The following is a 13,014-nucleotide window of genomic DNA, read 5'->3' as shown; positions in this document are numbered from 1 at the left end:
AGAAAGCAAGAGAAATAGCAAAAGCTAAAGAAGAAGAGAAAGCAAGAGAAATAGCAAAAGCTAAAGAAGAAGAGAAAGCAAGAGAAATAGCAAAAGCTAAAGAAGAAGAGAAAGCAAGAGAAATAGCAAAAGCTAAAGAAGAAGAGAGAGCAAGAGAAATAGCAAAGGCTAAAGAAGAAGAGAGAGCGAAAGAAGCATCTAAAAACAACATACAGTCTGCTAAACGTGAATTAACGGTAGTAGCGACAGCGTATACTGCTGATCCAAGTGAAAATGGTACATATGGTGGACGCGTTTTAACTGCGATGGGGCATGATTTAACGGCAAATCCGAATATGAGAATTATCGCAGTTGACCCGAAAGTAATCCCATTAGGATCTAAAGTATGGGTAGAAGGCTATGGAGAAGCGATCGCTGGTGATACTGGAAGTGCAATTAAAGGTAATCGTATTGATGTTTTAATGGGTTCAAAAAGTAAAGCTATGAATTGGGGAAGACAAACTGTTAAAGTGAAAATTTTATAATAACAATAATTATCCAAATAGAAGTCAGTTCTCTTTATTGAGGCTGGCTTTTATTTTGTTAGTAGAAGGATAATAGGATTTTTAAAGGGCTTATTACTAAATCTGTAATTAAGTTACCAGCTTCATTACCAAAAACAACGGTAAAGCTTATAAATATGAAAAATGAAGATATACCTACAGATGAAGATAGTTACTGGGAAGCTTTTGACTTGTTCGGTTCTGAATATGTATGTAGATTATTAGGCGTACCATTATATGATGATCTTCCAAAGGATTTGGCGTGTCCAACTTGTGCGAAAGAGATGAAATATGTTGCTACAATTACTCAAGATATTGAGGAACGTGGACTTATTTCAGTAGTTGATTTCCAGTTTGGGGAAATGAATATATACTATTATTTATGTATAGATTGTTTAATTATAAAAACTGAAATACAAAATATATAACAAGTCTAACATATTATGTTAGGCTTGTTTTTCGATCGCAACATCATTAAGAATTACATCAAATATATCTTTTTGCGTAAAGTTATCTGTAAAAATAGTTTCTGTGGCAACCTTAATAGTATCGTGCGGATTATACCATTTTTGTAGGGAATCCTCACCAAATTCATGTCGTTTGTCTCTTGTGTTATGTCGTCTAATAGTTTCCTCTAATGATAAATCAAAGTAATATGCAAATGCATTTTCATCAAAATAACGAATTAATTCTTTTAACATCTCACCATACCTATGACTGTTCAATATACCTTCTAAAATAACAAATTCACATTTTCCTTTTCCGTACTTCGTAATTTCAAATAGTAAATCATGTGATAAATTACCCATTGTGTCGTGTACTCTAAGCATATCTCTACGTACAACATCCTGTGATACTAAAAGTGTTCCTTGTCCGAAATGTTCTTGTAGTTGTTTTGCAATCGTTGTTTTACCACTTGAGGAGTTTCCTCTAAGAATGATTAAAGTGGATGTAAGTATAGGATTAGACATAATGTATTTCCCCCCAACAGCATTAATTATATAGAAAATTTTAACAAATAAAGTGAGGAAAGTGTATAATTAATATGATGGATATTTAAGGAGGGGGTAAGATGGGAGATATATTAAAAATGCACAACCTATATGGAAACGGACTTGGTTTCGTTATCTAGGGGCATTTTTTATTGTTCAGTTACTGTTTATCCCGCATTAACGGGCAGTAAGACCCCCACCTCAAAATTCAGCGAAAGCGAAGAAGTTAGGTGGGGGATCAACTGCCCGTAAAAGCCCGATTGGTTCAACTAATAATCAGTGGGGGATGAACAAAACCCCCACTGATTAAAGTTTCACTTTATTTTGTGTGAAATCACTGCGTGGGCGCCAAACTTTAGGCCAGGCGGAGAGTTTTTTAATAGAATATTAAATTCTCAATTTTTCACTGAATGGTTCACACTCTATACAATCCCGCAACTTAACGTATTTACAGCATTTTTTGCGATTACATTACTACCATATGCATTAGTAGGTGCAATGAAAGATGTAACAGCAAGAAAAAATATAAAGAAATAATAGAGGTATAATATGCTTTTTCAAAAAGAAGGTTTATTGATTAGATACGTAATGGAAGATGATGCATCTATCATTTCTAAATGGTTAACGGACCCAGCAGTCCTGCGGTATTACGAAGGACGAGATAATCCGCAATCTGTAGAAAAGGTGCTTGATCATTTTATACATAGTCCAAACAGTAATGAAAAAAGATGTTTAATAGAATTTGATACCATTCCGATTGGTTACATACAAATGTACCCAGTGGATTCAGAGTGGAAAGCGTTATATGGCTATAAAGAATCACAAAATGTATGGGGTATGGACCAATTTATCGGTGAACCAGCCTATTGGGGAAAGGGAATTGGAACAAAACTCGATCAGGCAGCAATTACATATATTATGGGTGAAATGGGAGCAGAAGCAATTGCAATGGATCCGAAAGTAAATAATGAACGAGCAATAAAGTGTTATGAAAAAAGTGGATTTAAAAAAGTAAAGATTTTAAAGGAACATGAGTTGCATGAGGGGAAATTAGAAGATTGTTGGATGATGGAATATAAACAATAATAATGGCTTATACAAATAAAGGGGGATGTGTGAAATGAAAAAAGCATTAATCGTAATTGATGTGCAAGCGGGTATGTATACAGCTGGAATGCCAGTACATAATGGGGGAAAGTTTTTACAAACATTGCAAGAGCTTATTAGGGAATGTCGTTCAAATGATATTCCAGTTATTTATATCCAACATAACGGTCCTAAAGACCATCCGTTAGAAAAAGGTACGGATGGATGGCGAATCCATGCGGCCATCGCTCCGCAAGAAGGAGATAATATAGTTGAAAAGACGACTCCAGATTCATTCCATAATACAAACTTAAGCGAAGTGTTACAAGAGAAAGGAATTGAACACGTTATTCTTTCGGGAATGCAAACAGAGTATTGTGTAGATACGACAACGCGCAGAGCATGTAGTGAAGGGTATAAAGTAACGTTAGTGAGTGATGCGCATAGTACATTTAATACAGAAGTGTTACGTGCTGAAGATATTGTGAAACATCATAACGCAGTATTGGGAGCGTTTGCGGATGTTGTTGCAGTAAAAGACTTAAAAGTGACTGCCTCTAAATAAGAGGCAGTTTTTTATTAGAAAAAATAGCGTCAAATATTGTTAGTAATTCGGTATTTTGAAATAATCACTTATATAATTTCACGTACCATAATGAAAAAATACAAAAAAGGAGCACCACATAATTAAAAAGGGCGCTCCTGCATTAAAACGTTACTTTTTCTTATCTTTATCCAATATATTTTGTTCTTCAGCAAACTCTGTACCATATGCAAAGCGGCGATTAATACGAATGTTATCATTGTTGTGCCTTGTATGAGAGTTAGAGAAGCGATGAACGATTACTTCAGATAAAGTGAAGACGATGGCAGAAAGGATACTGCCCCATGCAATTTGCATATAGTTGTCTAATAAAATATTACCGAAAATCCATACGCTTAAATATGTTAATAAGAAATCCGACATAATGGCACCAGTATTGCCAATTCGATTTAAAATAATTTTATCAACGAACATGTAGGATACGATTGTAACAAAGAGACTGAATGAAATAATTTGAACAAACGTTGCAGGGAAAAATAAAGCAAGCCCAATGCTAAATGCGATAATGCACGATATAAACTTGATAAGCACTACTGTGAAATCATTCAAAATTTACACCTCCGATTTATACATAGTTTTTCAATAAATTCTGGAGTTCATACATTGTAACGGATTTATTTACATAAAACTTTTTCATGTTCGGAATTTAGTCTAAATATTATAAAAACAATGAAAAAATGTTATAGTAAAATGAGAGTATATGACATTTTTAGGTAAGGGGGAATCCAAGATGTGGATTACTTCAGAAGTAGAAATTCCAGATGAGTTAATTGATCACCTTGAGCAAGGAAAGTTAGTGTTATTTGTTGGAGCGGGAGTTTCTATGAAAGGGAAATCAAACTTACCGAATTTTGATGATTTAGTTGATGAAATTGCAAAAACGTTATATGTCGAAAAACGTGAAATAACAGAGCCACATGATTATTATCTTGGTAAAATTGCGAAAACAAAAGATGTACATCAAGTCGCAAGAGATCTCGTTCATATAGAGAAATCAAAACCGAATCCATTGCATTATGCAATTCCAAGGTTATTTCCTTTAGATACAGATATCCGCATTGTAACAACAAATTTTGATCAACATTTTACAACTGCAATTAAAGAAATAAATAGAGATATCAATGTTTATTACGCTCCAGCTTTACCGACTGGGAGAGCTTTTAAAGGTCTTGCTTACATACATGGTAATGTAGAACAGGAGAAAGAGGCTTTAATTTTAACGGATGGTGATTTTGGAAGGGCTTACTTAACGGAAGGGTGGGCGAGAAGGTTTTTAGTTGATCTATTCTCAAATTACACCGTTTTATTCGTTGGATATAGTCATAATGACCCAGTAATGAAATATTTAGCAACTGGTTTACCACCAAGTACAAGACGATTTGCTTTTGTCGCACAAGGAGAAAATACGTACCACTGGGAACATTTAGGGATAAGACCAATTGTGTATCCGAATAAGGTGAATAATCATCAATCCCTCGTAAAAGCGGTAAAACGCTGGGCTGAATTAATGGGTGATAATTATATTACGAAAAGAATGCGTATTCGGGATATTGTAACGGTTCCCCCGTCAGTAGAACAGGAACAATTATCATACATAAAGCAATCGATTAAAAAAATTGAAACAGTACGTTACTTTGTGGAATTTGCTCATGATTATGAATGGGTCGAATGGTTAGAAGCAGAAGGTAAATTACAAAATTTGTTTATGCTTACGCCAAACAATAATGAAGTAGATGAATTACTTGCAGAATGGTTAGTGGAACAATTTCTTTTTAGTCATCAGAAAGAATTATTTCAATTAATTTATAAAAACTATTCTAAAATATCACCGTTATTATGGAGAACAATTTGTAACTACTTAAACGAAACGAAGAGTAAGATGGACCCGTTGTTGTTTGCAAGGTGGACCCTCCTTTTATTAGAAACAGCTGAAAAAGATAGTAGCTCTATAGAAAAGATTTCTAAGTTACTGCAAAAATGTTCTTTTCCTGAGCATAAAGAAATTGCCTTATTGTTACTAACTTTTATTTTAGACGGAAAACTGAAGTTGAAACGTGTAAGAAAATGGGGAAATGATACGCAAGAATCAATAGAACTCGAGGAATCGAGTCGCTTACCAGTATCTACATTTTCTCATGTGGAGCAAATTTGGAACGAAAAGATGAGGCCATATATCGCTTATTATGCTGTTCCAATTATGATGATTGGATTAGAAAAATTGAGAATGTTGTCGTTAAGACAAACGGCACTGAAAAAAAGAAATAAGGAAAATGTAGAGAAAGAGTTTCATCAAAATGACCTTGCATTTTTAATACGAATTGTAAAAGAGTGTCTAACTTATTTATGCGAAAACAATGAGAAAAAAGCGGATTATTATATTACAGAAATGATAGAAGCAAATAGTGTACTTCAAAAGCGAATTGCAATTGATGCGATGAATAAAAATATTTTTGTTCGTGTAGATGACAAAATGAAATGGTTGTTACATGAAGGACTTCTTTTAGATTTCACTTATAAACACGAAGTTTTTCAACTTTTAAAAAGGCATTATGCACATTGTTTAGAAAAAACAAAAGAAGAAGTCACTCGAACTGTAATAAAGCATCTTACAGAAGAGAGGGTATTTGATGCATGTCTCGTATTAGACTTATTATTCAAGTGTGATTCGAATAGCCCATCTACGGCAAATGGGTATGAGTTAATGAAGCAAAAGCATCCTCATTTTCATTCTGAACGATACAGTGTACAAAAGAAAGAGGATACAGCAGAAAGTATTACTTGTAATGTAACTGCTGACGGATTATTGCAGCTGAAAGATGTTGAAATTATGAAGCAAGTTCAGCAATTTTCGCAAGATGGTGTTTTTGAACAACGCCATTTTTTAGAGATGTTATCAAAAGCATGTAAATTAAACACAGAGTGGAGTATTTCATTTGCATACCAATTAGTAGGAGTGCAAGAAATAAGTAATGAAGTATGGTTTGTTTGTATTAGAGAATGGCGAAATAATCGAGGATTGACGAATGAGCAAATCCAAAAAATTATTCCGCTATTGCAGAAATTTGTTAGAAATACTGCTTTTCATTGGTTAATTAGTAGTTTTCTATATGAAATTAGTAATCGACTAGAAGAGTTAGAAGAGAATAGTATACGTGTTGTAAAACGATTTGCATTTTCAGTGTTTCCTCAAGTTATGAAGAGTGATACAGACTTTAAGCTTGGGAAACAAGATTTTTATAATGAATCAATTCAGCATCCAGTTGGAAAAATGACGGCTGTATTATTAAAGTTGTTATCATATGATCATTTATACGATCGTAATGTATATGAATATTTATTTTTATTTGAAGAACAAGTAAGAGTTAATTCGGAACGAACAAACTTTATGTTTGCTCGTTTAATAGCAGATATTACATTCCTATATCATATTGAAAAACAATGGTGCCGAAAATATTTGTTACCATACTTAGATTTAAAAAAACAAAATGAGATTACGGAATATGCATGGGCCGGATTATGTTACACGCAAATAAATCTACCTTTATTTACAGAAATGAAGCGATTTATTAAGTATGCGATAGAACATTTGGAAGTATTACATCCGCATACGAGAGAAGCTTTCTTGAAGTGGCTTAGCTTTGTATTTATTAAATGTGTACTATATTGGGATCAAAAAACAGATTGGTTATACCCGTTACTCATACTAGAAAATGAAGAAAATAAAATTAAGTTTATGCAGTTTTTATGCTATTACGTCAAAACATTAAGTGTAAAAGAACAACAAAAATTTTGGACAGCTTGGCTCAGTGTATTTTTGCGAGAACGACCAAAAATGGGTGAGATAACTGCAAGAGAATATGTAATGCTTTTACGTATTATTTTATACATGGATGAAATATTAGAAAAAGGATTATGTATTATGTCTCGTGCATTTTCAAGTGTACATGGTAAATGTGCAGGTGAGGAAATGAAGCAGTTATTGATTGAAATGCTTCATAAAAAAGAAAGTATGAAAGCGCATAAAGAAATATTTGCAAATGTGTTTTTTATTTTACTACAAACATGTCACGAAGCCGTTTTATTTGAAAAAGAAATCATAAAAATAAAAGAATTATTAGTTCAGTATGAAGTAGAGGAATATGTTTTACATTTACTAGAAAATGAAATAATTCGCATAGGAATTGTAATGGGTGATTTACAAAAAGAATTATAGGACGAAAGTGGAATTTAAAAAAATATATAAAAAGTTGTTGACAGTGTTTTGAAAAGCGTTCTATAATACGAATCATACTTATTCAATTTCAAAAACATTTGAATAAACAAAGTGCAATGAAGAGATCACAGTAGTGGTTAGTCTTACTGTAACAGAGAGCTGGTGGTTGGTGTGAACCAGTACAGGGATAATCATGAATTACAGTCTTGGAGCATCTTTTTCGTAATAAAGATAGTTTGTCTTTATGAGGAAAAAGCGGTCAATTGATCGTTAACAGTGAAGAGAGGTAGACGGAAAGTTAGTCTACAACTAGGGTGGTACCGCGATAAATATCGTCCCTACTGATTTATTCAGTAGGGACTTTTTGTATTTTAGTGGTTCAACTTGAAAATTAAATAGTCATGCATTGAAAGGAAAAGCAGTAGTTGTTGTTTCCCTGTAACAGAGAGCTGGTGGTTGGTGCAAACCAGTACATAAACAAGAGCGAATTACAGTCCTGGAGCATCTTTTTCGTAGTAAAGATAGTATTGTCTTTATGAAGGGAAAGACGGTCAGATGATCGTTAACAATGAAGAGAGGTAGACGAAAGAAGTCTACAACTAGGGTGGTACCGCGATAAATATCGTCCCTACTGATTGGATCAGTAGGGCTTTTTTGTACAAAAAAGTGGGTTTTTAACTAGTAGCTCATGTCTTTGTAAGAATTATCAGTTTAAAATAAGAAGAGGTATCGATTCCACTATGAATTTGTATAATTAGTCAGTTCAGAAAATAGAGAATTTTTTATTCTCTTACTATACTTTTAAAACATTAGAGGAGGATTTCCAAATGGCAAATCATGAATTAGATCAATTACGTAAACAGGTAGATGAAATTAACTTACAACTATTACACCTTTTAAACAAACGTGGTGAAATTGTTCAAAAAATTGGAGAGCAAAAGCAAGTACAAGGTACGAAACGCTTTGATCCAGTACGTGAGCGTGAAGTACTTGATATGATTGCAGAGCATAACGAAGGACCATTCGAAACATCAACAGTTCAACATATTTTCAAAACGATTTTCAAAGCAAGCTTAGAGTTACAAGAAGATGATAACCGTAAAGCGTTACTAGTATCACGTAAAAAGAAAAAAGAAAATACAATCGTTGATGTAAAAGGTGAATTGATTGGAAACGGAACACAAACGTTCATCATGGGACCTTGTGCAGTAGAAAGTTTAGAACAAGTTCGTCAAGTAGGGCAAGCGATGAAAGACCAAGGCTTAAAATTAATGCGCGGTGGTGCATTCAAACCGAGAACTTCTCCATATGATTTCCAAGGTTTAGGAGTAGAAGGACTTCAAATTTTACGTCAAGTAGCAGACGAGTTTGACTTAGCAATTATTAGTGAAATTTTAAATCCGAACGATGTTGAAATGGCATTAGACTACGTTGATGTAATTCAAGTTGGCGCACGTAACATGCAAAACTTCGATTTATTACGAGCGGTAGGTAAAGTTAACAAACCAGTATTATTAAAACGTGGATTAGCAGCAACAATTGATGAGTTCATTAACGCAGCGGAATACATCATTGCGCAAGGTAACGATCAAATTATTCTTTGTGAGCGCGGTATCCGCACATACGAAAGAGCAACACGTAACACATTAGACATTTCTGCAGTACCAATTTTAAAGAAAGAAACACATTTACCAGTTATCGTTGATGTAACACATTCAACTGGACGCAGAGATTTATTATTACCAACAGCGAAAGCGGCACTTGCAATTGGCGCAGATGCAGTAATGGCTGAAGTTCATCCAGATCCAGCAGTTGCATTATCAGATTCTGCACAACAAATGGACATTCCAGAATTCCATAGATTCATGGATGAGTTAAAAGGTTTCAAAAATAAATTATCTTAATTCCATATCATATATGCGTTGAAGAGGAAACAGTAGTGCTTATCTCACTGTTAAAGAGAGCTGATGGTCGGTGTGAATCAGTACAAAGGTAAGCATGAATTACAGCCTTGGAGCATCTTTCCCGACAACTTTTGGAGGGTAAGACGGTCAAACGATCGTTAAAGAAGAAGAGAGGTAGACGAAAGAAGTCTACAACTAGGGTGGTACCGCGATAAACATCGTCCCTACTGAGCGCTCAGTAGGGACTTTTTTGTACAAAAAAATAGTAAAGGGGCAAGAGAAATGAGATACATTACAGCTGGAGAATCACATGGACCGCAGTTAACAGTTATTTTAGAAGGTGTACCAGCAGGTTTGACACTTACGGCGGAACATATTAATAAAGAATTATTAAGAAGACAAAAAGGTCATGGACGCGGAAGACGTATGCAAATTGAAACAGATACAGTTGAAATTGTAAGTGGTGTTCGTCACGGGATGACACTTGGATCACCGATTACGTTAATTGTAAAAAATGATGATTTCAAACATTGGACGAAAGTAATGGGTGCAGAGCCAATTTCGGAAAAAGAAAGTAAAGACATGAAACGTACAATTACAAAACCACGTCCCGGACATGCAGATTTAAATGGAGCAATTAAATATGGTCATCGTGATATAAGAAACGTATTAGAGCGGTCATCTGCAAGAGAAACGACAGTTCGTGTAGCTGCTGGTGCAGTTGCAAAACAAATTTTAAGCGGATTAGGCGTGGAAATTGCAGGACATGTTCTTGAAATTGGTGGAGTAAAAGCAAAACATATTTCAAACTTATCAATTGAAGAAATTCAAACAATTACTGAAAACTCACCAGTTCGATGTTTAGATAAAGAAGTAGAGCAAGAAATGATGAATGCGATTGACAACGCAAAAAGTAGTGGAGATTCAATCGGTGGTATTGTGGAAGTCATTGCAGAAGGTATGCCGATTGGCGTCGGTAGTTACGTCCATTACGATCGTAAATTAGATGCAAAACTTGCTGGTGCAATTATGAGTATAAATGCATTTAAAGGTGCTGAAATCGGCGTAGGTTTTGAAGCGGCACGACAACCAGGAAGCAAAGTGCATGATGAAATTCTGTGGGATGAAGAAAAAGGATACACGAGAAGAACGAATAATGCCGGCGGTTTAGAAGGCGGTATGACAACAGGTATGCCAATTATCGTAAGAGGCGTGATGAAGCCAATTCCTACTTTATACAAACCGTTAGCAAGCGTTGATATTGATACGAAAGAAGCATTCCAAGCGAGTATTGAAAGATCTGATAGTTGCGCAGTACCAGCGGCGGGTGTAGTAGCTGAATCTGTTGTGGCATGGGAACTTGCAGATGCACTAGTCGAACAATTCGGAAAAGATCGTATGGAATTATTAAAACAAAACATTATGCAACACAATAACTACGCAAAAGAATTTTAATAAAAAGGTGGGTTTAACGTGCAAGTAAAAGATCAACTATCATCATTACAACCATATAAACCAGGTAAATCACCAGAACAAATGAAAGAAGTGTACGGAGATCATTCGTTTGTGAAATTAGCATCGAATGAAAATCCATTCGGCTGTTCGCCACGTGTTTTAGATGAGTTGCAAAAATCGTGGTTGGAACATGCTTTATATCCTGACGGAGGTGCTACAACGCTCCGTCAAACAATCGCAGATAAGTTACATGTGAAAATGGAACAAGTACTTTGTGGTAGTGGTTTAGATGAAATCATTCAAATAATAAGCCGCGCCGTATTACGAGCGGGAGATAACATTGTAACAGCAGGTGCAACATTCCCACAGTATCGTCATCATGCCATTATAGAAGGTTGCGAAGTGAAGGAAGTTGCGTTAAATAACGGTGTATACGACTTAGAAGAAATTTCTTCAGTAGTAGATAACGATACAAAAATTGTATGGATTTGTAACCCGAACAATCCAACAGGCACATATGTGAATGACCGAAAATTGACTCAATTCATTGAAGGTATTAGTGAAAATACGTTAATTGTCATTGATGAAGCGTACTATGAATACGTAACAGCAAAAGATTTCCCAGAGACATTACCGCTTTTAGAAAAACATAAAAATATTCTTGTACTTAGAACATTTTCTAAAGCGTACGGATTAGCTTCTTTCCGCGTTGGATATGCGGTTGGACAGGAAGAGTTAATCGAAAAATTAAATGTCGTTCGTTTGCCATTTAACGTATCTTCATTAGCGCAAAAAGCAGCGACGATTGCTTTTGGTGATGACGAGTTTATTGAAGAAATAGTTCGTGTGAATACAGAAGGATTACAACAATACGAGAGCTTTTGTAGGGAAAATGATATTCCATTTTATCCATCGCAAACAAATTTCATCTTCTTGCCAGTTGAGAATGCTGGAGAGATTTATGAAGCTTGTGCACATGCAGGATTTATTATTCGTCCGTTCCCGAATGGTATCCGTATTACAGTCGGAACAAGGGAGCAAAATGAAGGGGTGATTTCAGTGTTACAACAACACTTTGAAAATAAAAAAAGAAAGTCTCGAGATGAGGAAAATGCGTAAAAAGGTAGTATTAATTGGAACTGGTTTAATCGGAGGCTCTCTCGCATTAGCAATTAAGAAAGAGCACAATGTAACGATAACAGGTTATGATATATTTCAAGAACAAGTAGAGCGTGCAAAAGAATTACACGTAGTAGATGAAATAGCAGTTGATTTACAGCATGCATGTGAAGAGGCACATTTAATTGTTTTTGCTTCTCCAGTTGAAGAAACGAAGAAGCTATTACACAAACTTGCGTCATTCCGTTTACGAGAAGATGTTATAGTGACTGATGTTGGTAGTACAAAAGGCACGATTATGAATGAAGCAGAAACTTTATTTTCAAAGGAAGTATCTTTCATTGGTGGACATCCAATGGCAGGTTCTCATAAAACGGGAGTTGAAAGTGCAAAAGCGCATTTATTTGAAAATGCATTTTACATTTTAACACCGATGCATCATGTGCCAAATGAACAAGTGGAAGAGTTAAAAGATTGGTTAAAAGGAACAGGGTCACATTTCCTTGTTTTAAATACAGAAGAACATGATTATGTAACAGGGATCGTTAGTCATTTCCCGCACCTTATCGCTGCAGGTTTAGTGAAGCAAGTAGAGAAACATGCAGGAGATAATCCGCTCATTCATCAGCTAGCTGCTGGAGGGTTTAAAGACATTACACGTATCGCATCTAGTAGTCCGAAAATGTGGAGTGATATTGTAAAGCAAAATCGTGAGCATTTAATGGTATTATTAAAAGAGTGGATCTCTGAAATGGAAGATTTATATAAAACAGTTTCTACCGGAGATGCATGCGAGATTCAAAACTATTTTGCAGATGCGAAAGAATACCGTGATTCTTTACCAGTAAGAAAGAGAGGGGCAATTCCTGCCTATCACGACTTATACGTCGATGTATTAGATAAGGTGGGGGCATTGGCTCATATTACGAGTATTTTGGCGCGCGAGGAAATTAGTATTACGAACTTGCAAATATTAGAAGCGCGTGAAGGACTGCTTGGGGTATTACGTATTAGCTTCCAAAGGGAAGAAGATCGTATGAAAGCAAAACTAGCGCTTGGAGAAGAAGAATACCAAACTTATGAAACAATTTAAATGAGA

At 35.1% G+C, this 13,014-nt stretch carries 11 protein-coding genes, 2 pseudogenes and 3 other annotated features; of the genes and pseudogenes, 11 read left to right on the top strand and 2 right to left on the bottom strand.

Annotated features, from left to right (window positions below; genetic code table 11):
* Both MR168_RS19125 and MR168_RS19120 read left to right on the top strand, forming a co-directional pair.
* Positions 1 to 524 (top strand): 3D domain-containing protein (locus MR168_RS19125; protein ID WP_242291449.1); only part of this gene is annotated, 524 nt, incomplete at its 5' end.
* Between the two features lie 110 nt (positions 525 to 634).
* Positions 635 to 970: pseudogene (locus MR168_RS19120) on the top strand (hypothetical protein); the annotation flags it as partial.
* Positions 971 to 988: 18 nt separating this feature from the next.
* On the opposite strand, the gene MR168_RS19115 reads toward MR168_RS19120, so the two are convergent.
* Complete coding sequence (locus MR168_RS19115; protein WP_086412098.1) at positions 989 to 1,513, bottom strand: kinase; 525 nt, start codon at positions 1,511 to 1,513, stop codon at positions 989 to 991.
* A 112-nt stretch (positions 1,514 to 1,625) separates the two neighbouring features.
* Here MR168_RS19115 and MR168_RS19110 point away from each other — a divergent pair, with 112 nt between their 5' ends.
* From MR168_RS19110 to MR168_RS19095, 4 genes and pseudogenes are all read left to right on the top strand, one after another.
* The gene (locus tag MR168_RS19110; protein WP_373418856.1) at positions 1,626 to 1,715 is read left to right on the top strand and encodes a YfzA family protein; all 90 of its coding nucleotides are present in this window, start codon (positions 1,626 to 1,628) and stop codon (positions 1,713 to 1,715) included.
* Between the two features lie 137 nt (positions 1,716 to 1,852).
* Positions 1,853 to 2,071 (top strand): annotated as a pseudogene (locus MR168_RS19105) (YfzA family protein); the annotation flags it as partial.
* 12 nt (positions 2,072 to 2,083) lie between these two features.
* Positions 2,084 to 2,620, top strand: coding sequence for a GNAT family N-acetyltransferase (locus MR168_RS19100; RefSeq protein WP_086412099.1), 537 nt, complete (start codon positions 2,084 to 2,086; stop codon positions 2,618 to 2,620).
* A 34-nt stretch (positions 2,621 to 2,654) separates the two neighbouring features.
* Positions 2,655 to 3,185 (top strand): cysteine hydrolase family protein, encoded by a 531-nt coding sequence (locus MR168_RS19095; protein ID WP_086412100.1) that lies wholly within the window; start codon positions 2,655 to 2,657, stop codon positions 3,183 to 3,185.
* 150 nt (positions 3,186 to 3,335) lie between these two features.
* Here the strand turns inward: MR168_RS19095 and MR168_RS19090 are convergent, their stop codons facing one another.
* Positions 3,336 to 3,773, bottom strand: a complete 438-nt coding sequence (locus MR168_RS19090; RefSeq protein ID WP_000997702.1) for a YndM family protein — start codon at positions 3,771 to 3,773, stop codon at positions 3,336 to 3,338.
* A 181-nt stretch (positions 3,774 to 3,954) separates the two neighbouring features.
* On the opposite strand from MR168_RS19090, the gene MR168_RS19085 reads away from it, so the two are divergent.
* From MR168_RS19085 to tyrA, 5 genes are all read left to right on the top strand, one after another.
* Positions 3,955 to 7,437, top strand: a complete 3,483-nt coding sequence (locus MR168_RS19085) for a DUF4020 domain-containing protein (protein ID WP_140159377.1) — start codon at positions 3,955 to 3,957, stop codon at positions 7,435 to 7,437.
* A gap of 107 nt (positions 7,438 to 7,544) precedes the next feature.
* Positions 7,545 to 7,780: a binding site (T-box leader), on the top strand.
* Between the two features lie 54 nt (positions 7,781 to 7,834).
* Positions 7,835 to 8,070: a binding site (T-box leader), on the top strand.
* 194 nt (positions 8,071 to 8,264) lie between these two features.
* Positions 8,265 to 9,341 (top strand): bifunctional 3-deoxy-7-phosphoheptulonate synthase/chorismate mutase, encoded by a 1,077-nt coding sequence (locus MR168_RS19080; RefSeq protein WP_086412102.1) that lies wholly within the window; start codon positions 8,265 to 8,267, stop codon positions 9,339 to 9,341.
* 9 nt (positions 9,342 to 9,350) lie between these two features.
* Positions 9,351 to 9,570, top strand: a binding site (T-box leader).
* A 53-nt stretch (positions 9,571 to 9,623) separates the two neighbouring features.
* Positions 9,624 to 10,796 (top strand): chorismate synthase, encoded by a 1,173-nt coding sequence (gene aroC / locus MR168_RS19075; protein ID WP_086388259.1) that lies wholly within the window; start codon positions 9,624 to 9,626, stop codon positions 10,794 to 10,796.
* A gap of 18 nt (positions 10,797 to 10,814) precedes the next feature.
* The gene (hisC, locus tag MR168_RS19070; RefSeq protein WP_016122708.1) at positions 10,815 to 11,915 is read left to right on the top strand and encodes a histidinol-phosphate transaminase; all 1,101 of its coding nucleotides are present in this window, start codon (positions 10,815 to 10,817) and stop codon (positions 11,913 to 11,915) included.
* Positions 11,908 to 13,008 carry a prephenate dehydrogenase gene (gene tyrA, locus MR168_RS19065; protein WP_086412103.1) on the top strand — a complete coding sequence of 367 codons (1,101 nt, stop codon included), beginning with the start codon at positions 11,908 to 11,910 and terminating at the stop codon, positions 13,006 to 13,008. Before hisC ends, tyrA begins: the two co-directional genes overlap by 8 nt.
* Positions 13,009 to 13,014: the final 6 nt, after the last annotated feature.

Origin of the sequence: Bacillus cereus group sp. BfR-BA-01356 (assembly GCF_022663635.1) — a bacterium.
GTDB classification, from domain to species: domain Bacteria; phylum Bacillota; class Bacilli; order Bacillales; family Bacillaceae_G; genus Bacillus_A; species Bacillus_A cereus.
This window is presented reverse-complemented; position numbering and strand designations above follow the sequence as displayed.

What these genes read in the sequence shown, in the direction of transcription:
- MR168_RS19115 (WP_086412098.1), bottom strand. Translation starts at nt 1,513, where the DNA reads ATGTCTAATCCTATACTTACATCCACTTTAATCATTCTTAGAGGAAAC.
- MR168_RS19080 (WP_086412102.1), top strand. Translation starts at nt 8,265, where the DNA reads ATGGCAAATCATGAATTAGATCAATTACGTAAACAGGTAGATGAAATT.
- aroC (WP_086388259.1), top strand. Translation starts at nt 9,624, where the DNA reads ATGAGATACATTACAGCTGGAGAATCACATGGACCGCAGTTAACAGTT.
- MR168_RS19095 (WP_086412100.1), top strand. Translation starts at nt 2,655, where the DNA reads ATGAAAAAAGCATTAATCGTAATTGATGTGCAAGCGGGTATGTATACA.
- tyrA (WP_086412103.1), top strand. Translation starts at nt 11,908, where the DNA reads ATGCGTAAAAAGGTAGTATTAATTGGAACTGGTTTAATCGGAGGCTCT.
- MR168_RS19085 (WP_140159377.1), top strand. Translation starts at nt 3,955, where the DNA reads ATGTGGATTACTTCAGAAGTAGAAATTCCAGATGAGTTAATTGATCAC.
- MR168_RS19100 (WP_086412099.1), top strand. Translation starts at nt 2,084, where the DNA reads ATGCTTTTTCAAAAAGAAGGTTTATTGATTAGATACGTAATGGAAGAT.